Raw genomic sequence first — 23593 nt, forward strand, 5'->3', positions numbered from 1 at the left:
TAAAGGTGGGACGGAATCTTCCGGAAGTAGTTTCTTGAAAAGGTGTCAGGGTGCGAGGTTCACGCGGTGCTGGCGCACCGCCCAAGTATTTGTAAACTTACTCGCTTGCCAGCGTTACCTCTACCTTTCTCGCATCTTCGCTGTCGCGACTCTTCACCTCGAGAGTGACGGTTGCACCAAACTCTTGGGAACGGGTTGCCGCGATCAGGGCATCAGAGCTTTCAATGAGGCGCTCATTAACGCGGGTGACCACGTCACCGGACTTCAGCCCTGCCTTATCAGCCGGGCTATCAGGTTCCACGTCGACGATTTCTGCGCCTTGGGTCTCGCTCTGCGCGCGAACCTTAACGCCCAAGGTGGGGTGCTTGACCCTGCCGTTATTGATGAGCTCATCGGCCATGCGCTTGGCAAAGTTCGAAGGAATTGCAAATCCCAAACCAATGGAACCGCCTTCGGAACTCGAGCCCCTCGACAGCGAGGCAATCATCGAGTTCATGCCAATGATGTTGCCCTCCATGTCCACCAAGGGGCCACCGGAGTTACCGGGGTTTACGGCTGCGTCGGTCTGAATAGCGTCGATCAGCGAGGACTCCCCGCCTTCCTGCGAGGCACGAACAGGGCGGTTCTTGGCTGACACAATTCCCGACGTTACCGTTGCGTTGAGCCCCAGCGGGGAACCAACTGCGACTACTTCTTGCCCCACTGCAGCAGCGTCCGAATCCCCAAACTGAAGGTAGGGCAGGTCATTGGCATCATCAATCTTGATGACGCCAACATCCGTCGTCGCATCCGACGCAACAAATGTAGCGCTATGACGCGAGCCGTCATTCATTGTCACCTCTAGGCGCCCTCCTTGGTCTGCACCGGCAACCACGTGATGGTTGGTCAGCACATAGCCATCCGGGGAAATGATGGATCCGGAGCCCTCAGCACCACCCGAGCGGGTTATGGAGTAAATGGAGACCACTGCCGGGAGAACCTTCGACGCTACTTCTTCCACAGAGCCATCAGCCGGCTCTTGGCCGGTGCTATTTGCCACTGGCTGACGTTCCAATACTTCGTTGACGGTCGAAGTGGAAGACTTGTCCTTGCCCGCCGCGCCGACCACCGCACCGGTGACACCGCCAGCAGCGACGGCTGCGACGAGCATCATTGCCAGCGCAGTGCCCAGACCTACTTTGCGCTTATTCTTCTGATCGCGGCCCGGCTGCACGCCGTGCACGCCCGCACCTTGTTGTCCTGCATAAGGCTGCGTCGGATTCTGCAACTGCTGGCTGCTCTGATTGGGTTGGCCGAAGCCGTAGCCCGCTCCGCCATAAGGCGCTTGCGCGCCGTAGGGAACCTGGGAGGGCTGAGCACCAAACAAAGGTCGGTTCCCCTGCCCCTGCTGGCCCCCATAAGGGGCCTGCCCGCCAGACTCCCACGAGTTGGTGCGCGGTTGATTCCAACCATTCGATTCGCTTCCCGCCGAAGATGCCTCGCCGCGCTGTTGCGCCTGCCCCCGTCCATCAGAGTTCAGCGGGTTATCCATGGGACTATCCATGTTCGAATTCCTCATATTCATATCAGGTAGTGTGCTCTTTCAAGCTGGTGCGCATCTGTCTCTGCTCTGCCAGTGTGCTAGGAAAGCCTGGACGTTTCCTGTGTGCTCTGAACTGGGGCGATCCACGGCACGTCAACCTTGATTGAACCACCGCTCGGCAAAGATTCGGCCGCGGTCATTGTGGTTCTCCGAGTATTCTCCGGAAGTCTCCTGCGCCTGTCCCGTCGCTTGTTGTGCAGCGGTCGAATCTAACTGAAACTCGTTCGGCTGCTCTTCCAGGCCGTCCACCATGGCATCGCCCTCGGTAGGATGTCCTGGTAGGATGACTTCCATGCGCGTTCCTCCATCTGCAGATTCCTTGATGGTGATGGCTCCGTTGTGCCGCTCAATCACGGATTTCACGATGGCCAACCCCAACCCAGATCCCGGCATCGCTCGGGCTTCCGCGGAACGGTAGAAACGCTCAAAGACCTTGTCGCGTTCCTCTGGGGCAATACCGGGGCCCGAGTCATCCACGCGCAGGCGCACCTTATCCTGGGCTACTTGCTGCATCGATACGCGGACGGTGCCCGTAGCCGGAGACCACTTCGCGGCATTGTCCATGAGATTGAGCGTGGCTCGGCCCAAAGCAAAGGGATCCCCGTCTAGGACCCAGGGGATAAACCGCACACGGAAGTCGACGTCTGGGCGGCAGCGCTTAGCTCGGTTGAGGGAATGCTCCAAAACTTCATGCAGCTCCACCGGCTCGGGTTCCTTTTCGGTGGCATCCTCACGCGCCAAATCCACGAGGTCACCAATCAAAGTCGACAGCTCGGACATCTGCGCCATCACGTCCTCTTCCAAATCGCGCCGGTCTTCCTCACTGATACCGAAACCGCCACCGGATTTATTCAGCATCATGAGGAGCTCAATGTTGGTCCGCATGGACGTCAGCGGCGTTTTGAGCTCATGGCCGGCATCGGCCACGAATTGCGATTGTTGCACGCGCGCGTGTTGGAGTGCGGACAGCATTCGGTTGAAGGACACCGTCAGCTGCGACATCTCATCGTTGCTCTCGACCGCAATCGGGCGCAGATCATTGGTTTGCGTCACATAATCGACTGCACGTTTCAGCCGAGCAATGGGCTCCATGCCTGTCTTGGACACCACCATGCCCGCAAAGACGGACAGCAAAACGCCAAAGGCCACGATGATAAGCAAAGCCGAGCCTACTGCGGAGACGAGGTCTTCGGTAGACCCCAAGTCCTTAGCTAGGACTACCGTCGCACCGCCTTCTTGGTACTTGGCCAGTACCCGCTCACCGCCCAAGGTACGGATGGAGCTTTCCACACTGTCCCCATCCGACTTAAAATCACCACCCACGGGCAATGCATCACCGTAGGAAAACGCAACCGCAGGCGGAGAGATAGAGACCCGAGTCGAGGGGTTATAGAGCTTAAATGTCGCGATTTCTTGATCGATATTCTCTACAAAGGCTGGGTCCTGAGCTTGCCGCATCAGCACATCCGCTTGTTGCATGATCTGCTTATCGACGCTCGCCGTCATCGACGCTGCAACCAACCAGTAGGTTAAAAAAGTCATTACGGCTACCGCAACGGCGACAACGACACCGGTAACAAGAGAAAGGCGCCACCGAAGCGGCGCCCGCGAAGCCCAGCCACGACGGCCTGAGAGACCCAACCACGCAGTGGTATCTAGGGCTTCAGAAGGCACCGCGTCGGGCGCGGGCCTCCGCAGAATCACGCGATAGCCTCCCTCATGACGTAGCCAACGCCACGCACGGTGTGAATAAGACGCGGCTCGCCACTTTCTTCAGTCTTCTTTCGGAGGTAACCGATGTAGACCTCAAGAGCGTTTCCGGAGGTCGGGAAATCATAGCCCCATACCTCTTCCAAGATGGTATTGCGGGAGAGTACCTTGCGGGGGTTCTCCATGAGCAGGCGCAGCAGGGCAAACTCAGTGCGGGTCAAAGAAATCTGACGCTCGCCCCGAGTCACCTCACGCGTATCGGCATCGAGCTTGAGGTCCTCAAAGCTCAACTGAGTTTCAACTGGCTGCTTCTTAGCAATCGACTCCGCAGCGGCACGGCGGACCAAGGAACGCACGCGAGCTAGCAACTCCTCCAGCGCGAAGGGCTTGGGAAGATAGTCATCAGCGCCCGCGTCAAGACCCGCAACGCGGTCCGACACTCCGTCGCGAGCCGTCAATACCAGAATGGGGCGGTCCCAACCTTCGCTGCGCAGGGTGCGGCAGACCTCCAGACCATCCATGTTCGGCATCATCACATCGAGGATGAGAAGCTCTGGGTGCTCACTGTGCACCATCTCGACAGCCTGTACGCCATCAGCGGCCAATATGACCTCGTAGCCATTAAACTTCAGAGAGCGGCGGAGCGATTCGCGTACAGCCTGCTCGTCATCGACGACAAGAATTTTCATAATCTCAATTATGTCCTATCGGGGCCCTATTCACGAAGTAGAACCCAGCCTGTCGCCCCCTAAAAGCCACCCCTTAAGCACCGCAATAGTTTATACGTGTGCTAAACAATTGTTCCAAGCTACATAAACAGTGGACACGACAACAAAAACAAAAATTTTCAGGCATAACAAAAATCCCCGCAAATCCACTTTTCTTTGTGGATTCGCGGGGTAACAGTCATGGCCCTAAGACCTCAACGCTGAAAGCGCTTCAGACCTTAGAACTGCTCGACGTCTACCAGGCCGAGCTTGGCAGCCTTAACCAGGCGGCGCGGAATGCGCACGGTCTGGCCGTCGATGGTGACTTCCTGGAGGGCGACATTGTCAGCCTTCCACTGGGAACGGCGAGAGTGAGTGTTCGCGCGGGACTTCTTAAACTTAGGAGTTGCCATCTTCTTCTATCCTCCTTACGCGTTCTTCTTCTTGCGGCGAGCCATTGCACCGAAGCGCTGGTTGAACTTCTCAACACGGCCAGCGGTATCCATAACGCGCTGCGCACCAGTCCAGAACGGGTGGGACTCAGCGGTCACGTCAACGACGATGAGCGGGTACTCGTTGCCGTCTTCCCACTCAACGGTGCGATCGGAGGTAGCGGTGGACTTGGTCAGGAAGGAGTGGCCGGTACCGGCGTCCTTAAAGACCACCGGGTGGTAATCCGGGTGGATATCTTTCTTCATATGTCGATTCCCTCAGGGTTGAACTACGGGTCGGTTCCTTCCGCGACGCTTCACTTTTCATACCACCGAGCATCGCCGCGATGACGGCGCTCGATGGCTTGTGGGAGCGTGAAAGGATCGTGCCCGAGTTGGGTCTCTATACTTACAAAATTGTGCGGCTCGCGCCGACAACTCGAAATATCCTACAGGCCAGCGGCATTAAAATCGAAATCGCCGCAGGACGCAGCCCACAGAGTTAGGCGCGGAAACCCGCCTCCAACGCCCCCGCCTGCAGCTTCACCACGGGAGAGCCGTGGGCGAGACACAAATAACAAGCGCCAAAGCCCGACGATAATTCAACGGTGATTAGGTTCTACAGTCCGTGGCATGTAAGATTTCCCCTTGCTGTTGTCAAAGTAATCGTTTTACGCCCTCATCAACTGGTGTTCAACGGATATATGCCTCCTGCTCAACCTCACTTTTCGAGCGCCGCGCCTCACCGCGGAATAGGCACTCCGTTAGTCGCTTTCGATGTGGGCGGCTAGGAGAAAGAAGACCCATGTCGGCTATTTGCCAGGTAACGGGCCGCAAGCCGGAATTCGGCAAGCAGGTCTCGCACTCGCACCGCCGCACCTCGCGCCGTTGGAACCCCAACGTGCAGCGTCGTCGGTACTACCTGCCCTCTGAGGGCCGTACCATCACCCTGACCGTTTCCACCAAGGGCATGAAGATCATCGACCGCGATGGCATCGAGTCCGTCGTGGCTAAGATTCGCGCACGTGGGGAGAAGATCTAAAGATGGCACGTAATGACATCCGTCCAATCATCAAACTGAAGTCCACTGCGGGCACCGGCTACACCTACGTGACCCGTAAGAACAAGCGCAACAACCCGGATCGCATCACCTTGAAGAAGTTCGATCCGATCGTCCGCAAGCACGTCGAATTCCGCGAGGAGCGATAATTTATGGCTAAGAAGTCAAAGATCGCCAAGAACGAGCAGCGCAAGGAAATCGTCGCCCGCTACGCGGAGCGTCGCGCTGAGCTCAAGGCAATCATCAAGAACCCGAACACCCCGGACGAAGAGCGCCTCGAGGCGCAGTTCGAGCTGAACCGTCAGCCGCGCGACGCCGCCCGCGTCCGCGTCCGTAACCGCGACTCCGCTGATGGACGTCCGCGCGGTTACCTCCGCAAGTTCGGTCTGTCCCGTGTCCGTATGCGCGGCATGGCTCACCGTGGTGAGCTGCCGGGCGTTCGCAAGTCCAGCTGGTAAAGGGGTACCCATACAATGGCTGTCAAGCGTAATAATCACAAGAAGTTCCGTATGGAGCAGACCCGCCGCCCGAAGAAGAACCCGCTCAAGGCCGAAGGCATTGAGAAGGTTGACTACAAGGAGATCAAGACCCTGCGTCTGTTCATCTCCGACCGCGGCAAGATCCGCTCCCGTCGCGTCACCGGTCTGACCCCGCAGCAGCAGCGTCAGGTTGCTACTGCCGTCAAGAACGCACGCGAAATGGCTCTCCTGCCGTTCACGTCCCGCTAAACACTAGCTGGTTTCAACAGCGCACTTTTGCCGCTGTACTCGTGACACACTAGGACAGGACAAAAGAGCTTTTAGCCGCCGCCTACCTCCCCTACTGAAAGGGGAAAGTAGGCGGCGGCTTTTATTTTCCAACCAGCAACCTTGTGCGCCCGTATCCACCCTGTCATGTTCAACGCGCGCGTGCAGAGTGATAGATTGAAGGGCTAGAACGCCCCTGATGGAAAGGGAAACAAGGACCTTATGCCACTGCACGAATCCCTCACCGATCTCAGTGAACTCGCCACCCATTGCCACTCCCCTGCCCATGCCCGTGGCCTGCTAGAGGAGGCACAGGACCTGCTGCGCAACGCCACAGCCCACCGCGGAGATGGAGTTGAGCTCGCTGCCTGGTTTTCTCGCGTGGTGACCGATATTGTCCGCTCTCCCGGTCTGGCGAGCCCTGTGCGGCTCACCGGCGCCGCTGCCCGCGGCGATCTTCTCCCCTCGCTCCCCATCACGTGGCTGGGCACCGACGAACAGCTGGAGCAGATTATCACTGAAGCCGGTCTATCCTGTGGTGCGGTGCAAGACCTAGCATCGACGCGTGCGGACGCCGGCCTTCCCCTAGGCGCGGGCGGCGAGGAGGAACTCTACGCCGAGGCAGTGTCTCAGCGGCCGGCACCACTGAAGCTCGTCGACGGTCTCCCCGACCGCTCTGCCGACGTGTCCATTCGTCTCTCCTTGCTCGCACCGGTGTCTGCCATCGCCCGTTGGGCAGCTCCCGCGCCCCGCCCCACCCCAGACCGCCTCGCCATTGGCGTCGAGCGTGAGCTTCTTACCTCCGCCGAAGCGGAGGGGCTGAGCCTAGCTTGGGGCACGGGCATCGCCCTCGAGTTGGGTCGGTGGTACGAGGGCGTCGATCAGCACAGCGTTATGCTGGCAGATTTGCCGCCTTTGGACCGCACCGCCTACGGTTCGGCGTGCCGCACTGTCTCTGCTGCTATCGAATCCATCGTGGCTAGGCACGGTAGTGTGGTTAGCTGTAGTGAAAGCTAAGCGTTAACGATCGCCGTTCACGGCGGGGTGTAGGATTACTGACTTGCCGTCAGTTATTACATGAATTTTATCGAAGGGAGTCCGCCTCATGGCAGGGAGCGTTGGCAGGCCACGGAAGAACAGTCCGCGCCGCCGGGGAAACACCGCGCGCGAGGAGATCCTGGATGCTTCATCCGAGCTCTTCACCACCCAGGGCTTTGCGACAACCTCCACGCACCAGATTGCCGATGCCGTCGGTATCCGTCAGGCCTCGCTGTACTACCATTTTCCTTCGAAGACGGATATCTTCCTCACTCTGCTCAATTCCACCATTGAGCCTTCGCTGGAACTCGCGGATGAGCTCGCGGCCTCAGACGCTGCACCGGCACAGCGCTTGTGGTCCCTTGTGGCCGCAGAGTCGCGCCTGCTATTGACCTCAGCGTGGAATGTAGGCCGTCTGTATCAACTGCCGGTGGCCAACTCCCCCGAATTCGGCGAGTATCACGAACAGCGTGACCGCTTGAAAGAGCACTTCCGCACTGCCGCAGCGGGGATTGTGGGCGAGGATGATCCGCGCCTCGAGCTGCCCTTCCACATCGCGCTCTCCGTCATCGAGATGCGCCCCAACGATGGCAACGCGCCATTTGATGCTTCGCAGCGCGTACCGGAGCAGTCTGCCATGCTTGCCGACGCCGCCCTCGCAGTCCTCGGCGCCACCCCGCCTAAGGACGCCGAAGCGACCACCTTAGATCTGCTCAAGAACCGCAACGACTCTATTTCCTCCGCTGCCGCCGCCGCGGCCGACCGGAAGAAGTCGACTCGCTAGCGGCCGTAGCGGATGCCCTAGCGGCCGTGCCGGATGGCATAGTGCGCTAGGAAGGTCTTATAAGGCTTATACGCCTTTTCACCGTCTGCTCGGAGGCTGTCCACAAGGCGGTCCATCTTGTGATTCGTCTTCTTTTCCGTCCACTCCAGCTCCTCGGCGATCTCGCGGACCGAAGGGATATCAGCATCGGTGGAGCCCGGCTTCTTGAGGTAGCTGGCTAGCAGGCGCAGCAACTCTTCTTGTTCGTCATTGGGAACGTGGCGGGTGCGCGTGCGCTCCTCATCGACATCCTGCTCGCGTTTTGTGCGACGCGAGTAGTTGCTGTTTTCCACGTCTATATACAGCTCATAGGGGCATTCGGGAGTCTCAAAGGTAATCCGCGATGGCCCCGGGGGTACAGCCGCTACTGAACGCGGGCCCAAATCGATGCGGGAAAACCCCGTGACACCGCGCAGCTCGATGCGCAGTGGGATATGGCTGCCCACGTTGCAAATCATCCAGCCCTGTCCGCCGAACCACAGCTGAAAAAGCTGGCGGTGCAGGCTGAGGTCCTCCTCGCCTACCCGGAAGTCACCGGCGCGGCCGACAATGACTTCTTGGCCCGGGGACATGACCATCACGCCACCGATCAAATCATCAATGCGCAGCCGCGGCCCCTGAGGAGCGTTCTGCGGTGGGAGTGGCTGCTGCGAGCTCATAGACACCTCCGTAGGGCTGGGAAACGTGCGCACATCGCCATCCATCCCGGCGAGGCGCCTTCAAACAGTGTCTTTCAGTGTAGCGGCTCTCACTTTAGTTCCGCTCGCTAAGTTACTGCCCCACCCCGCTAGCGCTAGGCCACGATAGCCCACGTCACCACAAAGATGAGGATGATGACAACGACGGTCACCGTGATAATGAGAGCGTTTGAATTATCCCTCGCAGGCGGCTTGTTGTTTGCTTGCTGCGGCGTGGAACCGCGTTGGACGGTAGACCCTGGCATCGCCGGCGTAACCGGTGTGGAAGGTGACACAGTCCCTGGGGACGCCATCGGGTTCGAAGGAGCGACGAAACCAGTGGGCCTTGCCCGCTCCACGGATCCGAAGGAAGCGGCAGGTTCCGGCCAGCGTTGGGAGGGTTGAGGATGCCGGCCAAACTGGCTCGGCTGCCCAGCTCTTCCGGCATTTCGCGGTTGCTCCGGCTGTGCCGAAGGCTGCGGCGTGGGCGCTATACGCGGAGCATCGGCCGCCGGTGCCGCCACACGCTGGGCGGGGCGGGACTGGGAGACGTCGCCAAGCGCGGCAATGAAGTCCTGGGCCCGCGCATAGCGCTGCATGGGCACGCTGTTGAGTGCCTTATTCAGTACGGTCTGTACTTCCGACACAACTCGGCTTGTGTCCCCTGCCAGGAATTCGGCGAAGGCATCACTGGACAGATCCGGGATGCGCCGCTGCCCTTCCCACTCGCTGCGCGGCATCGTGTCCTTAAGATGATGCAGCGTAAGCATCTCGAAGGCGATAAGGGCCAAGGAATAGTCGTCCGCGCGCGCCGACATATCATCATCGCCATAAGCATTACCGTTATTTTCCGGGGCCAAGTATTTCTCAGTTCCCACAATGTGGCCGATTTTGGTCAGCCGAGACTGGCCCTCCTCAATGCTGATTCCGAAATCACTCAGCACAGCCGGTGGCAAGCTGCCGGGGTTCTTACGCAATAGAATATTGGCGGGCTTGATGTCCCGATGCACCCACCCAGGGTGCAGCTCATGGTGCATATAATCCAGCGCCGAGGCAATCGGTTTGAGGTAATACACAACCTCCGCCACGCTAAATCCCCGGCCCTGGTGGGCCCGCTCACGGATAGCATGCCCCAAGGTTTTGCCGTCGATGAAGGCCATGACCATCACGTCATCGCCGCGCGGGGTGGACTCCTTGGAATAAAACTGGACTACCCCTGGGTGGCTACCGATCTTCGTGAGCGCCTTCATTTCATTGTGGAAACGGGCGCAGGAGGCTTCATCACGGACGTCATCCAACAGCACCTTGACGGCGAGCTCACGGGAAAGGTCCGGATCCGTGGCATGAAAGACCTGCCCCATGCCGCCTTCACCCAGCAGGTACACGTTGGTGTAGCGCTTCTGCTGAGTCAGCCATTGCACGAAGTAGGAATTAGTCACTGCCCCATTGGACCATATGCACTGGGCAGCATGATGTTGCCATGTCCCATCGCCCCCAAATGGAGGGTACTTAAGCGCGGTTCCGTCCGGTGTTGCCAGGCCGGTTATGCTACGTGTTGTTCTCTACCGTTTTCCAAGGACCCTATGACGACCCCAGGATTTGGCACTAACCATCACGAGCATAAGCCCCCTACACCGGTGTCGGGCCAGTCTCGGCAGCCTCAATCGGAGCAGCGCAACCTCGTTCCGATTATCTGCGCGATCGCAATTCTCATTGCGCTGGTGATTGCAGGCCTCGTTATCTGGTACGACGCCCGCTCCACCAGCCAACAAACGTCCAGCACCAGCGAAAACTCGGAGCAGACAGCCCCTCAGGAGGAGGCTGCCTCCCCGGAGGAGACTGCTGCGCAGAAAGATGAAGAAACGGACGAGGCAGAAGCACCGAGCGAGCAGGCTCCGGGAACTTCAGTGAGCGCCGGGGCTGCCGACGTCCCCGAGGGACTCACTGCCGCCGGTTGGTCCGATTATCCTGAGGCACGCTGCCAACAGGGGGAGGATATGATCTTCGCTGCCCATGGCACCGATCCCGATTCCCACATTGTGGTCTGTGAGAAACAGGACTCCCTCTTTTACCGCGGTGTTTGGTCCAGCGGCGCTGCCTTTGGCCCGGCGCGTGGTGAAGGGGATTCCTTCAGCGCCACGATTCTTGATCCAACCAGCGGGAAAGACACCGGCTCCGTGCTGAACATTCGCGGCACGGACTATGACATCGACGGCGAGGCCGGCGAATTCGAGGACTATTGGCCGCGCTAGCGCCTTTACATCGCTCGTGCTTCTTAAACAGCGCCCTGCTGGCATCGCGCATCGGGCCACTCGACCTCTGCCGTGGCCAGCTGTTTGACCACGCGGCTCAGCATCTGCTGTGCTTCGCCATAATCGCCGGAAGGCGCTGCGGCATAGATCGCCACTGCCACCGTGTGCCCGCCTAGCGTGATTAATCCCATCTGGCGGGCTTCATAAGATCCGTCCTCGGCCGGCCCCCAGCCGCCTTTCATCACCGCGCCTTCTAAGGCCCGAAGACCATAGTTCTGCGCGGGATCCGGCTGTCCCATGGCTGCAAGGATCGGATCCGCGCCTTCGTGGCACCCCAGCGCGGCGATGAATTCTGCTTGCTCGGACACCGACCACTGTGTTTGGCCGAAGGCGCTAAAACCGGGGCGCGGTGGCGTAGCGGGGACCGTGGTTGTGCCAATGATGGCCTGGGTGGCTTGTGCGGCTTGTTCTCCCCCGCCGAGGGCCTCCCAGAGAGAATCGGCCGCGGCGTTATCTGAATAGGTGATCGCCCGGGATACGGTATCGGGATCCGCCACCCCGGCGCGTTCGGCAGCAATGGCCAACGGGACTTTCACGGTGGACCACGCAGGCAGCGGGCCGGTGTTGCCAGCCGCTGCAACGGTTCCTGAGCCGGCCACCGCGATTCCAGTACCGGGGTTGTCGGCAGCGATGGCGTCGACAGCTTCCTGAAGGTCGGTAGCTTTAATCACGGTTGGTTCCTTGTCGAGGGCTGAATCAGTGGTGGGCCCATCAGATACCTCTGCCCCGGAATCAGGCAGCGTGGGCTGTGGGCTGCTCGCCGGAGCGCTGGACTCAGGTGTGGAGACATCACCAATAGTGCAGGCGCTTAGCGACGCCCCCGCGATCCCCACCAGCGCTGCTAGTACTGCCATCCGGCGCCGCGGCTGTGCGGGGCTGTGACGTCGCATTGCTGCCTGTTTCATTGTTGACCGCCTGAGCATTAGAGGATGAGCACAACCGCGTTGTTGCCGCCGGTACAGGTGACAAATTCACCGTTGTCGGAACAATCCATGGTGTAGGTGATCTTGGTGACTGGGCTGTAGGCCTTGATGGTGGCATCAAGCTCGTGGGTTTCCACGTAGTGCTTGACGTACTCATCGCGCACAACGTTGGCGAAGGATTCCGTCGTTACCACTGTTCCACGGTAGACACTGTTGAAGTTGCCACCCGGTTCGTTGTTGCGCGCGGCGTCGTTCGCCGGAATCGCCCCCTCAGGCAAGTCCGGGTGCTCGGGACGCTTGTGAGACTGCGAGGTCGTCGTGGGCTGTTCTGTCGTCTTTTCAGAGCTCTCCGCGCTCCCCGCGCTCTCTGTGTCTTCCTGTGCGCTCTCATTCTGCTCGGTGAGTTGCGCGGTGGTCAGGGGTGAGCCGGCTTGAGAATGTGAATCGGCATGTTTGAAGAAAAAGATGTAGGCCAGCGCGGCCATAACGAGGACGACCGCCAGGATCAGCACGGCGATAAGCACAAACTTGCCGGAGTTGGAGGAGCTGCCACTTCCGCTGCTCTCCTGAGAATAGCCAGCGGGGTACCCTGCTGGCTGCTGGTCATACTGTCCGCTACCGTCCTGCGGCACCTGCTGGGACGCGAAGTGCTGCGTCTGGAACTGCTGTTGTTGGCCGTACTGGCCCGATGCGCCGGAGGCGGCAAAAGGGTTCGAGTAATTGCGCTCGCCGGAGTGCGAATAACTCTGATTGTTTCCAGTGTTCTGCGGGTAGCTCTGGGGCGGGAGCGGACGCTGTTGCGTTGGCGGCGCTTCAAAATCCGCGGTTTCCGGGTGGGTATCTTTACGGGAAGGCTGCGGCTGGCCGCTATTTCCCTGCGGGTACTGTGCGCCGAATCCATGGTTGCGATCTGAGTCAGTCACCGAAGCCTCCGTAGATCTAGACGTTCTGGTTATGCCCGATAGGCGTTTTCTATCTTTCTTATCTTTGCACAGCTACCACGATTGCGGTGAGGTTCGTGCATCGTGCTTCATTCACGACGCCGTGTTTCCACGACTTTTCTGATTCTGATGGGGAGTATTCCCACGAGTTTGCATCTCTGTCCGCGCGGACAGCGGTAGAGGGTTTAGATTATTAGAGGTATCTCAATGCTCTATCTCCCCTGTGCACGGAAAGGTTGTTATTCTCCCAGCCATGACGTTTCCTACCGGCCCTTCGGGCACTCCGCCACGCAATTCCGGTTCCTCCGGCTTCGGTTCACCCGCTCCGGGGTTTGGCCGCCCCGGCGCCCCCGGAGGTGCTAACGGCCCACATCAGTCCGGCCCGGGCGGGTTCGGCAACACTCCGCCGTTTGGTGGGCAATCTGCTAGCCCCAGCTCACAGCCTTTCGGCGGGAGTGCTCCAACTCCGCCGAGTCCACCTCAACCCACCGCGTACACCGCTCCACAACCGCCGAAGGGCACAGGTCGTTTCAGTAGTGCCATCGCTGCGCTGATTGCTCTGCTCGTCATCCTCGCGGTCATTCTCGGCGTCGGTGCATGGTTTATCTGGGGACGCGAGTCGTCCGACTCAAGCCACACCGGTGCATCCTCCGAACCGACCTCAACTGCTACACTTCCGGGAACTCCTCTTGCCACCAGCGGCCGTATCGATACTGACCTGGAGGCTGACGGCGTGGTCATTGCCCACACCTTCTTCCCAGATTCCTATGTCTCGCGCTCCGGTAGCACCAACATCGCGGACGTTCAGCTGACCGAAGGCCATAACCAACTCAACGCGGTCTTTGGTTTCAGCGATGACCGGGAGAATACTGATGTTGCCAGCGCCACCGTTACCGTCAACGGAGCTGACGGTGCTGAGCTGGCTTCCTTCGAGGTCCCGGCAAAGGAAGCTCTCGAGATGCCCATCAACATCGCAGACCACCAAGCCCTGCGCTTTACTTTTACGTATAAGGACGCCAACGGCAATCCTGCGGACAACACTGGCTTCGCGGTGGCTTCCCTCCACGCGCAGTAGCGCACCCCCGACGGCCCCTCGCGCAGTAGCGCCGAAGCTGCCCTAGTTGCCAAAGTTATAGCCTCTGACTGCAGTGGCGGCGCATAACTTCGTCGTTTAGGGCAGCTACTGCCCTCTAGGGAAAGCTGCCATGTATGCGAAAGCCGCCTCCTTCCCCGCGCGGCGAAACAGCAACGGCGAAGAGAGACGGCTGCGCGCTGCCTACGGCAGCGGGCTATCCAGGATTTAGTGGAAGAAGTGGCGGGTTCCCGTGAAGTACATGGTCACCCCTGCCTTCTTAGCGGCCTCGATGACTTCCTCATCGCGGATGGAACCACCTGGCTGCACCACGGCCTTCACGCCGGCTTCAAGGAGAACCTCCAGGCCATCGGCAAACGGGAAGAAAGCATCGGAAGCAGCGAAGGAACCTTCGGCGCGGTTGGCGCCGTCGGCCAGCGTGTTAGCACGCTCCACCGCGAGCTTGGCGGAATCGACGCGATTGACCTGGCCCATACCGACACCCACGGTGGCGTTGTCCTTGGCCAGCAGGATGGCGTTGGACTTCACCGCGCGCACGGAACGCCAAGCGAATTCGAGCTGTGCCAAGTCGGACTCGCTCAACGCCTCACCCGCAGCCAGCGTCCAGTTGGCCGGGTTATCGCCCTCTGCCTGGTAGGTATCCGGCTCTTGGGTGAGCATGCCACCGGAGATGAACTTAACTTCCTCCTTGGGCGCTTCATGCTCTGCCTGCAGCACGCGCAAGTTCTTCTTGGATTTGAGAACCTCAATGGCGCCCTCCTCGTAGGACGGAGCCACAATGACCTCAGTGAAGATTTCCTTGACCTGCTCGGCCATTTCCACGGTGACCTCACGGTTCACCGCGATGACTCCGCCGAAGGCAGACATTGGGTCGCAGGCGTGTGCTGCGCGGTGAGCAGCCGCGATGGACTCCTCAGACACCGCGATGCCGCACGGGTTGGCGTGCTTGATGATGGCCACGCACGGGCGCTCATGATCCCAGGCAGCGCGCCAGGCGGCGTCAGCATCCTGGTAGTTGTTGTAGCTCATCTCCTTGCCGTTGAACTGCTTCGCATTGGCCAAACCAGTGGTACCGATGCGGGTCACGGTCGCGGACTGGTGGGAGTTCTCGCCGTAGCGCAGCGGGGTGGTCACGTCACCGTCGCTGAGCTGATCGACGAACCAAGCGGACACCGCAGCGTCGTAATCAGCGGTGTGCAGGAAGGCATCGCGGGCGAGGCCACGACGCTGTTCCAAGGTGAAGCCGCCGTTGGCCACGGCCTCAGCCACATCGCCGTAGCGGGCAGGATCTACAACCACAGCCACGGACGGGTGGTTCTTGGCAGCCGCGCGCACCATGGATGGACCACCGATATCGATCTGCTCCACGCAGCCATCAAAGTCTGCGCCGGAAGCCACAGTCTCGCGGAAGGGGTACAGGTTGACCACGACGAGCTGGAAGGGCTCTACCTCCAGCTCCTCCAACTGCTTCAGGTGGTCCTCCTTGCGGGTATCCGCGAGAATTCCTGCGTGCACGCGCGGGTGCAGGGTCTTTACGCGGCCTTCGAGGCACTCCGGGAAGCCGGTGAGCTTCTCGACGGGCGTGACATCAATGCCCAAGTCCGCGATCTTCTTCGCGGTGGAACCGGTGGAAACGATCTCCACGCCAGCGTTATCAAGTGACCGAGCAAGGTCTTCCAGACCGGTCTTGTCATAAACGCTAATTAGCGCGCGCTTGATGTTCTTAGGATCTTCGCTCATGGTACGGGGACTTAAGCCTTCCTTGCGGTAGTGAGATAGTTAGAGCTGAATGCTGAGCGTCTCGCCCTCCACGCGCATCGCGCGGAGGACATCGACGATAAGTTCTCTTTCGACCACTTTGATGCGCTCGTGCAAACTGGCTTCATCATCCTCTGGCAGGACCCGGACGGGTTCCTGGGCAATGATGGAGCCGGTATCGACACCAGCATCAACGAAGTGGACAGTCGAGCCTGTGACTTTGGCGCCATAAGCCAGCGCATCGCGCACGCCATGCGCGCCTTTGAAGGCAGGCAAGAGCGCAGGGTGAGTGTTGATGGTGCGACCTTCGAAGCGATCCAGAAAATCCTTCCCCAGGATCTTCATAAAACCTGCGGAAACAACAACGTCTGGTTGCGCAGTATCCACTGCGGCAACCAGACGTTTATTCCATTCGGTGCGGTCAGCACCCATCTCTACAACCTCGGTGGCGATTCCCGCGGCCTGCGCGCGCTCAATGCCTTGGCAGGGCACGTCCGCGATGACTTTCACGACGCTGTAGTGCTCATCCTGACCGTCCAAGATGGCCTGCAGTAAAGAGCCGGTTCCAGAAACCAGAACCACGACGTTGAGGCGGGCAGTAGCAGCGGGCTGATGCGGTGTAGTCACGCGCTACAGCCTAGCCGCTACCGCTGCGAACCGGGGAATTTTCACTCTTTAACGGAACCATCGGGCTCTTCGCTCTCCTCTGTTTCTGGAACGCGCTCCGCATCGCTGTCCTCATCCGCTACTGCTTCGTCCTCGACTTCAGCTTGGGTGTCGACGTCAGCATCGCCCGTTTCCACGATTTCTGCATCACTCACATCAGCCTCCGGCTCAGCGTCATCCTCTACTTCGGAACCGGCTTCCTCCGTATCAGTCTTCGCCTCGGTATCAGTCTCGTCCTCGGTGTCGGCGTCTATGTCGGTGTCGGCGGCTGTCTCGGCACCGGTGTCGTCGTCAAGCGCTGCCTGCTCGTGCTCTTCCTGAGCGGCGCTGGTGGAGTCCTCAGTGACCTCCTCAACGTCCTCGGCTGCAGCCGAGGCTTCCGGCTCAGCAACCGGGGCGGTGGCGCGGCGCGCACGCCACGCCGTCACTGCCTGTGCGGCGGCAAAAGCACATCCCACGACAAGGCACCACAGGGAGCTCAAGCCCACCGCGGTCCAGACCTCAGGGCCTGTGTTTCCGTACACTCCCAACGTTCCGGAAACACCGTAGATTGCCACGAGGGCGGTCACTGCCACCGTGATGGTTGCAACGAGCACGACCTGGAAAGACACCAAGGCGCGGCGACGAGCAAATGCCGCCACGGCTGCGATTGCTGGGACCACCAACAACACCGCGAACCAAGGGCTAATGGAAGGCGGAACCGCGGCGGCCAAAGGTAGCGGAGGAAGCGGAACTACATGACCGCTAAACAGACTCACACTGGTTCCCTCACCAATGTGCATCTCCGAGCCGCTCAGCACTGCGCCGGCTGCCACCGCGGCGTTGGGCAGGTACACAATGCTCACGAGAAACAGGCCGATTGCTCCCAGCGCATTGAGCACCGGATAGCTGGCAAGCATCTCGGCCTGGCGCGACCAACCGAATCCCCACAGAACCACCACGAGGACGAGCCCAGCCGCAACCAGGTATCCGAGGTAGCTCAGGCCGATGCGGGCGGCATCGACGAACACGCGCGGAATGCCGCTGCGCTTGGCCAAGGCCTTCCACAAGCGAGGCCCCATGCCACCAATAAGGGCAACCGCATGAAGCAGAAGCATGCGGGGAAGAACGCGATAGAGCTCCGGAGGAGAAACATCATAGACTTTCCCGGCATCCCACAACATCAACCACGCAATGAAAGTCAGGACGAGTGGCACCACCAGCACGCAGGCGCTCAAGACAAGCAGGTCGTTGATGCTCACCCTATCCTTCACCGCCGCGCGCACACGGCGACCCACCAACCAGGCCAAGAGCAGTGCAGGTAGGGCTGGAACGAAGCCCACATCAATTCCACCAGCGCGGATAGGCGCAAGGTTGAACACCATCCAGGCCTCCCCGACGATGGTGTTCAGCCACGCCGATGGGGAGCTGGTGAGAAGAAGTGCTGCGATGGCGACCACCAGGATGCCGAGGACAACAACGAGGTGCGGAACACCGACGACGATGAGCATGCGGCGGATGCGCCCGCGCAGTGTTGTTGGGGTCTGTGCGCGGCGGGCACGTGCCTTGTCTGACTCGATTCCTTTAATACGCTGCGCAGGATCCCGGCGATCCCGCCGGTGCCCGCGCTCAGAGTGCTCAGCACCATCACCGCGTCCACGCACGTGCGCGCGTGGACGGGCAGACGACCTAGACTGGGGACTCGTGTTCTTATTCATCGGCGTCCACTTTGCCACGGGCACCTCCCCCACCGGGGGTGGCGCGACGAGGTCTGTTTTAAAAGGTCGCTCACACCCCCGAACGGATACTCTTTATCAGCTATATCCTTAGCTGCATCCGCCCATGAGAACGACCCACGCGCACATCGCTACCGGAGATCGAAAGCACCGCCAGGGATTCACTTCATTCACAGGAATCAGCTACCGCATCAAAACAAGCAGATCTTTCGACATATCAAGAAGAAAACCGCAATCCGGGTTGCTCCGCTCTCGCCGAGACGCTACTGTTACATCTCGTTGGTAACAGGAAGGTCACAATCGGATAACCAACCAGGTTTAGATGTAACGATTGTTCTGGTTGGACGATAGTGAATTAGGACGGAAGTAGAGTTCATGCGAAGCAAGACTCAGCGAAGCGCAGGTCGCCACCGCAAGATCACCACCTCGCAGACCACGAAGGGGCGCTTGGCGGTAATGACCGTCGCCGCAGGCGCCGTATCCACCGCAGGTGTTGGCGGCGCCGCAGCCGGCACCATTCAATCCGCTGGCACTGGTGAGACCAAGGCACAGTCCATCGACTACACCTTGCAGGCAGATACCGATCCGCTCAAGGACGCACAGGCCGCCGTTGAGGATGCCGCACCACAGATCCTTTCCATCGCTGAGACGAAGCCGGTTGCTGACCTGGCTACCCAGCTCGACAAGGCCATTCAGGCCGCCGATGCGCGCGCAGCTGCTGACGAAGCCAACCGTGCACCGTCCGTTGCCCGCCCGGCAGAAGGTACTTTCACCTCTGGCTTCGGCCCCCGCTGGGGCTCCTTCCACTCCGGCATCGACATCGCCAACGCCGTGGGCACCCCAATCCTCTCCGTCATGGACGGCACCGTCATCGATTCCGGCCCGGCTTCCGGCTACGGCCAGTGGATCCGCATCAAGCACGATGACGGCTCCATGAGCGTCTACGGCCACATGCAGACCCTCGACGTCGCTGTGGGCGAGCGCGTCCACGCCGGTCAGAAGATCGCCGGCATGGGCTCTTTGGGCTTCTCCACCGGCTCCCACCTGCACTTTGAAATTCACCCCACCGGTGAGGGCGCTGTGGACCCGATTCCGTGGCTTGCAGAGCGCGGCGTCAACATTTCTTAAGCCCTACTCAACCTAGCCTTCCAACAACTTTTAGGCGGCATAGAGCACTTTTGCTCTGTGCCGCTTTTTGCATCTCAACCACCCCGCCCCCTACCTTCGAGCACGCTCCACCACCTACTCCACACCGGACAAGCGGACGGGGGTACTGAAAGATTCTTTTCTCGAAAACTCTTGACCGCCCCAAAGGTTACCCGGTAACTTACCGGGTATGCACCAATCGTATCCTCCCTCTTTCCTCCGCGCAGGAGGTGACCATGTCCGTCAAACACTCCGTGCTTGCTCTGCTGAGTGAAGAACCCGCCACAGCTAGCCACATCAAAACGCGCTTTGCCGAGACCTTCGACAACCTCTGGCCGCTCAACATGGGTCAAGTTGCCCAGACCCTAAGCCGCTTGGAACGCGATGGCTTTATCGCCACCGACGGTGAGCTCACCGGCCCCACTGGGCGCCGCGCCACCAGCTATGCCATAACCCCAACTGGCCGCGAAGAGCTCTCACAGTGGTGGATGTCCACACTGCATAACGACGCCATTGAGCGCGATGAACTCGTACTCAAAGTGTCGCTTGCAGCGCGACGCTCCGACATCGACGTCATTGCCGTGCTCGACGCCCAGCGCTTTGCCACCGTCCGCCAGCTGCGTGAGCTCAACCGTCAGGCCTCTGAGTTGCCTGCGGAACGCAGCGCCCAGCGCTTGGCTGTTGAGCGCCAAATCTTCGACCTTGAATCTCTCTCACGCTGGCTCGACCGCGTGGAATCCCTAGCCAACCCAACCGCCACCGAGGAGGCCCCGCGATGACCCCCGACTCTATCCCCACGTCCCAGCACATGCCTTTCCCGCTCGAACTCGAGAACATCACCTGCGTCTTCGGTAGCGGCGCCCGCCAGGTCACCGCCCTGGATTCCGTCAACCTACAGCTGCAACCGGGTGAACTGGTGGCAGTTATGGGACCTTCCGGCTCCGGCAAGTCCACCCTGCTCAACGTCGCGGGCCTGCTGCAGCCGCCGACGTCCGGACGCGTGCTTCTCGACGGTGCCGATGCCTCCCAGCTCTCCAAGGCCAAGGCAGCTATCGCTCGCCGCCGACACCTTGGTTTGGTATTTCAGCACTTCAACCTAGTGTCTTCCCTCACCGTCGGAGAGAATGTGTCCCTCCCTCTTGAGCTAGACGGACTCTCGCCTGCGCAATGCCGCGAAGCTGCTGAGCAAGCACTCAATGAGGTCGGTCTCGACGGCACCATCGACCGCTTCCCGGAGGAAATCTCCGGTGGACAGGCCCAGCGCGTGGCCATTGCCCGCGCGCTCATCGGCCCGCGTAAGGTACTGCTCGCCGATGAACCTACCGGAGCTTTGGATACCTCGACGGGTGAGGAGATCATGAAGGTTTTGCGCGCGCGTATCGACGCCGGCGCCTCCGGAATCCTCGTCACCCACGAGCCACGTTTCGCAGGCTGGGCCGACCGCGTTGTCATGGTTCGCGACGGGCGCCTCACCGGCGAGGAGGTGCGTTAGCATGCCAGGCATTAATGCCGCCACCCGCCCAACGAGGCGCGACCTGTGGCGCCACCCGTGGCGCACGCTGGCCGCCGTGATGCTCATCGCGCTGCCAGTGGCACTCGTGATTGGAATGGCACTCTTTGACAATTCCTCCGGCCGGCTCTTCGCGGCTTTGAGCTCACCCGAGCGAACCCTGCAGATCAGCGCCGAGCACCCGGAGATTAGTTATGAAGACGTGCCCGGTCTGGCTGCCGACGTGCTTCCTGGAGGCCTCAGCGTCAGCCCGGTCACCGCTTTTTCTAGCACGTCACTAATCCATAATGGGAAGTCAACCAGCTCCTGGGTAGATCAGTTCGACGCAGAGAATCCGCCGGAGCCTGCACAGGAGGCCGTCGATAAGTTCAATCTTGGCCCCAACCAGGCAGTTCTATCGCGCTCGACGGCACACAAGATCGACGCTTCCGTTGGAGACGTCATCATCGTGCGCACCAACGCCCTGAGCGGTGACCACCAAGCCACAGTCGCGGCCATTGCTCCCGAAAACTTTGACTTTGTCACCTCCCCCACCCTCAATGACGCTCTCAGCGACCCGTCCTTTCAGATAAACACCTCCTGGGTCATCGTGGGTGATACAACGCTGACCAAAGAGGATGCCGACCGTGCCCGTGAAGCTGGGCTGGAAATCTGGGCACCGGAGCTGCGAGATACGGACCGACCCGATTCTGAGTCGGATTCCTTTGGTGGAATCCTGAGCAGCATTCTTTTCGTACTCTTCTTCTTCGGCCTCTACGCCATCGCCGGATTGCTCATCCTCTTCTTACTCGCACCTGTCTTCACGCTGGCCACCGGACGCAATACGCGCCTGTACGCGCTGATGTCGAGCCAGGGTGCATTACCACGCCACATCATGTTCGCAGTGATGGCTTATGGCCTGCTGATGGGACTTATCGGCGCCACCATCGGCGTGGTGGTTGGTCTGACGGTCTCGTGGGTGTGGTGGACAGCCCGCTACCCGGATTTTGCTGCCCACCCACCCTTCCTAGCTATTGGCCTCGCATGGCTCGTGGCGGTGGCAGGCTGTGTCATTGTCTCCATCGTTCCCGCATGGTTGGCACAACGTGGTGCCCTCTCCACAGCAATCCAGGGCGCCGCACCCGACCGTCTGCTGCGCTTTAGGAAGTGGATGGCCATCGGCCCTGCCTTCCTGCTTCTGCTCGTGCTCTTCAGCTTCAGCCCATGGGGCGGGTATATCCCCACGGTGCTAGCGCTATTCGGAGTCATCGCGGTTGCCGCGTCTGCCCCGGCCTTGGTCTTCCTGTGCTCCCTGCTGTCTCGCCGCGGCCCCCTCGCATTGCGTCTGGCTGGACGCGGCCTGACCCGGCGCAGCATGCATGCCTTGCCGACGTCCATCGCTCTCGTATCGGTCTCCTTCACAGCCTCCCTGTTTGGTGTGGGCGTCATGACCGATAGCGCAAAGAGCGTAGCCGAAGAAGCGCTTGTCATGCCGGAGACCACAGCGCTGATTGAAGAGACGACGTTTGACCAACCAACGCAGGTGTCCACGCCGGAAGAACGCGCAGCAGCAGAGGCCATCCAGCAGGCTACCGGGGTTCGCACACACTCCTTCTACGCTTTCCCTTCGTGGACGACGTCTTTCAGTCTTCCGGAGGATGGCACGTTTTACGAGCTCACCACCGAATTTGATTACCAGTGCGAGCAGGTCGATCTCAGCAAGCCAGTTGAGAGGGCAGTCTTCGTGGATAGCCAGGGGCGGCGCACCGATGAGTCCGAAGAGGCCCGTCAAGAGTGCGCGCACGAGTTGATGACGTCATTTCCTTATAACCCGTTGATCTATCAAAGCAGGATGGTTCAAACGGATTCTTCCCAGCTTGAGCTCTGGCAGTTCGACTCGGAGGAGGATCGACGCGCAGCGGCACAGACGCTGGATGCCGGCGGCATCGTGCTTCCCCACAGCAGCCACGTCGGGGATAACGCACATGGAACGGTGACCGTAAAATCCTATAACCGCATTGACAGCCAAGAACCGAGCAGAACACAGGAGGCTGATCTGCCAATTGTGGAGGCCCTCCCCACTGCGGCCCGCGACGTGGTCTTGATTAGCCAGCAGGCAGCAGAAAAGCTGAACATGGAGCCCTTCTACGTGGGCCAAGCCCTCACGTTCGACGAACCCCCAAGCGAGTCAGAGCGCGAAGAGCTGCGAGACCTGACAGCGAGCGCCTCGCAGTCGCAATACTCGCTAAGCTTCGCAGTCACTACTCCCGAGAACTTCCGCTACTACCTGGGCCTCGGAATGGGGATCGTCTGCCTCATCGTGCTCGCGCTCATCATTGCCAACGCAGCGAGCAGCATGCGCCAGGAAAGCACCGTGCTGCAATCCATCGGCGCCCACCCTTCGCTGATGGCCAAGGTAGCGGCGTGGCAGACCTGGATGCTGGCCACCGTAAGCATGCTTTTCGGCGTGATTTCCGGTCATCTCGGCACGTACTTCTTTGCCGATAGTTCTGGATTCGTTTTCTCGACGCCACCTTATGGTCTGCGCCCGCAAGACTACTTCACCCCGGATTGGTGGCAATTCCTCGCCGTGCTTATCGTGCCGCTTCTGGCCGCCGCACTGGCGGCTGCGGTGAATCGCAGCGACAAGACGGGGCCGCTGACCGCACGGGATCGCAGCGAATCACGTTCGCTGACATAGCTCCGTACGCCCCGTTGTTCCCTGGCCGAGCTTTCGGCTGGGGAACTACTCTTTTCACACCCCCATAGCCTACCC

24 protein-coding genes are annotated in these 23593 nt (G+C 60.1%); 12 read left to right on the plus strand and 12 right to left on the minus strand.

What is annotated here, in order from left to right; translation table 11 throughout:
• Positions 1-97: 97 nt before the first annotated feature.
• The 5 genes from ABZS45_RS06380 to ABZS45_RS06400 all read right to left on the minus strand — a co-directional run bounded on the left by ABZS45_RS06380 (position 98) and on the right by ABZS45_RS06400 (position 4697).
• Positions 98-1543, minus strand: a complete 1446-nt coding sequence (locus ABZS45_RS06380) for a S1C family serine protease (RefSeq protein WP_070731063.1) — start codon at positions 1541-1543, stop codon at positions 98-100.
• Positions 1544-1675: 132 nt separating this feature from the next.
• Entirely contained in the window at positions 1676-3124 is a 1449-nt protein-coding gene (locus tag ABZS45_RS06385) for an ATP-binding protein (RefSeq protein WP_412101102.1), read from the minus strand.
• Positions 3125-3282: 158 nt separating this feature from the next.
• Positions 3283-3981, minus strand: coding sequence for a response regulator transcription factor (locus tag ABZS45_RS06390; protein WP_010187613.1), 699 nt, complete (start codon positions 3979-3981; stop codon positions 3283-3285).
• Positions 3982-4238: 257 nt separating this feature from the next.
• A complete protein-coding gene (rpmF, locus tag ABZS45_RS06395; RefSeq protein WP_010187615.1) occupies positions 4239-4412 on the minus strand; it encodes a 50S ribosomal protein L32 in 174 nt (57 codons plus the stop codon).
• Between the two features lie 15 nt (positions 4413-4427).
• A complete protein-coding gene (locus ABZS45_RS06400) occupies positions 4428-4697 on the minus strand; it encodes a type B 50S ribosomal protein L31 (protein ID WP_005530151.1) in 270 nt (89 codons plus the stop codon).
• A 538-nt stretch (positions 4698-5235) separates the two neighbouring features.
• Between ABZS45_RS06400 and rpmB the strand changes: the two genes are divergently transcribed.
• The 6 genes from rpmB to ABZS45_RS06430 all read left to right on the plus strand — a co-directional run bounded on the left by rpmB (position 5236) and on the right by ABZS45_RS06430 (position 8058).
• Positions 5236-5472, plus strand: coding sequence for a 50S ribosomal protein L28 (gene rpmB, locus ABZS45_RS06405; protein ID WP_010187623.1), 237 nt, complete (start codon positions 5236-5238; stop codon positions 5470-5472).
• 2 nt (positions 5473-5474) lie between these two features.
• The gene (gene rpmG, locus ABZS45_RS06410) at positions 5475-5639 is read left to right on the plus strand and encodes a 50S ribosomal protein L33 (protein ID WP_010187624.1); all 165 of its coding nucleotides are present in this window, start codon (positions 5475-5477) and stop codon (positions 5637-5639) included.
• 3 nt (positions 5640-5642) lie between these two features.
• The gene (gene rpsN / locus ABZS45_RS06415) at positions 5643-5948 is read left to right on the plus strand and encodes a 30S ribosomal protein S14 (RefSeq protein ID WP_010187625.1); all 306 of its coding nucleotides are present in this window, start codon (positions 5643-5645) and stop codon (positions 5946-5948) included.
• 15 nt (positions 5949-5963) lie between these two features.
• The gene (gene rpsR / locus ABZS45_RS06420) at positions 5964-6218 is read left to right on the plus strand and encodes a 30S ribosomal protein S18 (RefSeq protein WP_010187626.1); all 255 of its coding nucleotides are present in this window, start codon (positions 5964-5966) and stop codon (positions 6216-6218) included.
• A gap of 240 nt (positions 6219-6458) precedes the next feature.
• A complete protein-coding gene (locus tag ABZS45_RS06425) occupies positions 6459-7253 on the plus strand; it encodes a hypothetical protein (RefSeq protein WP_070447238.1) in 795 nt (264 codons plus the stop codon).
• Positions 7254-7341: 88 nt separating this feature from the next.
• The gene (locus ABZS45_RS06430; RefSeq protein WP_070447240.1) at positions 7342-8058 is read left to right on the plus strand and encodes a TetR/AcrR family transcriptional regulator; all 717 of its coding nucleotides are present in this window, start codon (positions 7342-7344) and stop codon (positions 8056-8058) included.
• Positions 8059-8075: 17 nt separating this feature from the next.
• On the opposite strand, the gene ABZS45_RS06435 is transcribed toward ABZS45_RS06430, so the two are convergent.
• Together ABZS45_RS06435 and ABZS45_RS06440 are read right to left on the minus strand one after the other, a co-directional pair.
• Entirely contained in the window at positions 8076-8756 is a 681-nt protein-coding gene (locus ABZS45_RS06435; RefSeq protein WP_284763392.1) for a DNA-binding response regulator, read from the minus strand.
• 134 nt (positions 8757-8890) lie between these two features.
• Complete coding sequence (locus ABZS45_RS06440) at positions 8891-10213, minus strand: serine/threonine protein kinase (protein ID WP_284763390.1); 1323 nt, start codon at positions 10211-10213, stop codon at positions 8891-8893.
• Positions 10214-10357: 144 nt separating this feature from the next.
• Between ABZS45_RS06440 and ABZS45_RS06445 the strand changes: the two genes are divergently transcribed.
• Positions 10358-11026, plus strand: a complete 669-nt coding sequence (locus ABZS45_RS06445) for a hypothetical protein (protein ID WP_070646108.1) — start codon at positions 10358-10360, stop codon at positions 11024-11026.
• A gap of 23 nt (positions 11027-11049) precedes the next feature.
• On the opposite strand, the gene ABZS45_RS06450 is transcribed toward ABZS45_RS06445, so the two are convergent.
• Both ABZS45_RS06450 and ABZS45_RS06455 read right to left on the minus strand, forming a co-directional pair.
• The gene (locus tag ABZS45_RS06450; RefSeq protein ID WP_412101103.1) at positions 11050-11976 is read right to left on the minus strand and encodes a hypothetical protein; all 927 of its coding nucleotides are present in this window, start codon (positions 11974-11976) and stop codon (positions 11050-11052) included.
• A 32-nt stretch (positions 11977-12008) separates the two neighbouring features.
• Positions 12009-12932: a hypothetical protein gene (locus tag ABZS45_RS06455; RefSeq protein WP_412101104.1), complete on the minus strand. Its 924-nt coding sequence runs from the start codon at positions 12930-12932 to the stop codon at positions 12009-12011.
• A gap of 271 nt (positions 12933-13203) precedes the next feature.
• On the opposite strand from ABZS45_RS06455, the gene ABZS45_RS06460 reads away from it, so the two are divergent.
• Positions 13204-14025 (plus strand): hypothetical protein, encoded by an 822-nt coding sequence (locus tag ABZS45_RS06460; RefSeq protein ID WP_412101105.1) that lies wholly within the window; start codon positions 13204-13206, stop codon positions 14023-14025.
• Between the two features lie 225 nt (positions 14026-14250).
• On the opposite strand, the gene purH is transcribed toward ABZS45_RS06460, so the two are convergent.
• Genes purH through ABZS45_RS06475 form a run of 3 tightly spaced genes read right to left on the minus strand, consistent with a single transcriptional unit; the run spans position 14251 to position 18182 of the window.
• A complete protein-coding gene (gene purH, locus ABZS45_RS06465; RefSeq protein ID WP_412101106.1) occupies positions 14251-15783 on the minus strand; it encodes a bifunctional phosphoribosylaminoimidazolecarboxamide formyltransferase/IMP cyclohydrolase in 1533 nt (510 codons plus the stop codon).
• 39 nt (positions 15784-15822) lie between these two features.
• Positions 15823-16428, minus strand: a complete 606-nt coding sequence (gene purN, locus ABZS45_RS06470) for a phosphoribosylglycinamide formyltransferase (RefSeq protein WP_070731081.1) — start codon at positions 16426-16428, stop codon at positions 15823-15825.
• A gap of 41 nt (positions 16429-16469) precedes the next feature.
• On the minus strand, positions 16470-18182 hold the full coding sequence (locus ABZS45_RS06475; protein ID WP_412101107.1) for a DUF6350 family protein: 1713 nt from the start codon (positions 18180-18182) through the stop codon (positions 16470-16472).
• A 375-nt stretch (positions 18183-18557) separates the two neighbouring features.
• Here ABZS45_RS06475 and ABZS45_RS06480 point away from each other — a divergent pair, with 375 nt between their 5' ends.
• From ABZS45_RS06480 to ABZS45_RS06495, 4 genes are all read left to right on the plus strand, one after another.
• Positions 18558-19310, plus strand: coding sequence for a M23 family metallopeptidase (locus ABZS45_RS06480; protein ID WP_010187647.1), 753 nt, complete (start codon positions 18558-18560; stop codon positions 19308-19310).
• A 254-nt stretch (positions 19311-19564) separates the two neighbouring features.
• On the plus strand, positions 19565-20107 hold the full coding sequence (locus ABZS45_RS06485) for a PadR family transcriptional regulator (protein WP_412101108.1): 543 nt from the start codon (positions 19565-19567) through the stop codon (positions 20105-20107).
• Positions 20104-20820, plus strand: coding sequence for an ABC transporter ATP-binding protein (locus tag ABZS45_RS06490; protein WP_412101109.1), 717 nt, complete (start codon positions 20104-20106; stop codon positions 20818-20820). The genes ABZS45_RS06485 and ABZS45_RS06490 overlap by 4 nt, the downstream gene beginning before the upstream one ends.
• A gap of 1 nt (position 20821) precedes the next feature.
• Positions 20822-23518, plus strand: a complete 2697-nt coding sequence (locus tag ABZS45_RS06495) for an FtsX-like permease family protein (protein ID WP_412101110.1) — start codon at positions 20822-20824, stop codon at positions 23516-23518.
• Positions 23519-23593 lie beyond the last annotated feature (75 nt).

The organism is Corynebacterium aurimucosum (assembly GCF_046895345.1).
Classification (GTDB): Bacteria; Actinomycetota; Actinomycetes; order Mycobacteriales; family Mycobacteriaceae; genus Corynebacterium; species Corynebacterium aurimucosum_G.

What these genes read in the sequence shown, in the direction of transcription:
- rpsR (WP_010187626.1), top strand. Translation starts at nt 5,964, where the DNA reads ATGGCTGTCAAGCGTAATAATCACAAGAAGTTCCGTATGGAGCAGACC.
- ABZS45_RS06460 (WP_412101105.1), top strand. Translation starts at nt 13,204, where the DNA reads ATGACGTTTCCTACCGGCCCTTCGGGCACTCCGCCACGCAATTCCGGT.
- ABZS45_RS06485 (WP_412101108.1), top strand. Translation starts at nt 19,565, where the DNA reads ATGTCCGTCAAACACTCCGTGCTTGCTCTGCTGAGTGAAGAACCCGCC.
- ABZS45_RS06425 (WP_070447238.1), top strand. Translation starts at nt 6,459, where the DNA reads ATGCCACTGCACGAATCCCTCACCGATCTCAGTGAACTCGCCACCCAT.
- ABZS45_RS06430 (WP_070447240.1), top strand. Translation starts at nt 7,342, where the DNA reads ATGGCAGGGAGCGTTGGCAGGCCACGGAAGAACAGTCCGCGCCGCCGG.
- ABZS45_RS06445 (WP_070646108.1), top strand. Translation starts at nt 10,358, where the DNA reads ATGACGACCCCAGGATTTGGCACTAACCATCACGAGCATAAGCCCCCT.
- ABZS45_RS06480 (WP_010187647.1), top strand. Translation starts at nt 18,558, where the DNA reads ATGCGAAGCAAGACTCAGCGAAGCGCAGGTCGCCACCGCAAGATCACC.
- ABZS45_RS06380 (WP_070731063.1), bottom strand. Translation starts at nt 1,543, where the DNA reads ATGGATAGTCCCATGGATAACCCGCTGAACTCTGATGGACGGGGGCAG.
- ABZS45_RS06495 (WP_412101110.1), top strand. Translation starts at nt 20,822, where the DNA reads ATGCCAGGCATTAATGCCGCCACCCGCCCAACGAGGCGCGACCTGTGG.
- ABZS45_RS06400 (WP_005530151.1), bottom strand. Translation starts at nt 4,697, where the DNA reads ATGAAGAAAGATATCCACCCGGATTACCACCCGGTGGTCTTTAAGGAC.
- ABZS45_RS06450 (WP_412101103.1), bottom strand. Translation starts at nt 11,976, where the DNA reads ATGCGACGTCACAGCCCCGCACAGCCGCGGCGCCGGATGGCAGTACTA.
- rpmB (WP_010187623.1), top strand. Translation starts at nt 5,236, where the DNA reads ATGTCGGCTATTTGCCAGGTAACGGGCCGCAAGCCGGAATTCGGCAAG.
- ABZS45_RS06390 (WP_010187613.1), bottom strand. Translation starts at nt 3,981, where the DNA reads ATGAAAATTCTTGTCGTCGATGACGAGCAGGCTGTACGCGAATCGCTC.
- rpsN (WP_010187625.1), top strand. Translation starts at nt 5,643, where the DNA reads ATGGCTAAGAAGTCAAAGATCGCCAAGAACGAGCAGCGCAAGGAAATC.
- rpmF (WP_010187615.1), bottom strand. Translation starts at nt 4,412, where the DNA reads ATGGCAACTCCTAAGTTTAAGAAGTCCCGCGCGAACACTCACTCTCGC.
- ABZS45_RS06490 (WP_412101109.1), top strand. Translation starts at nt 20,104, where the DNA reads ATGACCCCCGACTCTATCCCCACGTCCCAGCACATGCCTTTCCCGCTC.
- rpmG (WP_010187624.1), top strand. Translation starts at nt 5,475, where the DNA reads ATGGCACGTAATGACATCCGTCCAATCATCAAACTGAAGTCCACTGCG.
- ABZS45_RS06435 (WP_284763392.1), bottom strand. Translation starts at nt 8,756, where the DNA reads ATGAGCTCGCAGCAGCCACTCCCACCGCAGAACGCTCCTCAGGGGCCG.
- ABZS45_RS06385 (WP_412101102.1), bottom strand. Translation starts at nt 3,124, where the DNA reads ATGACTTTTTTAACCTACTGGTTGGTTGCAGCGTCGATGACGGCGAGC.
- purH (WP_412101106.1), bottom strand. Translation starts at nt 15,783, where the DNA reads ATGAGCGAAGATCCTAAGAACATCAAGCGCGCGCTAATTAGCGTTTAT.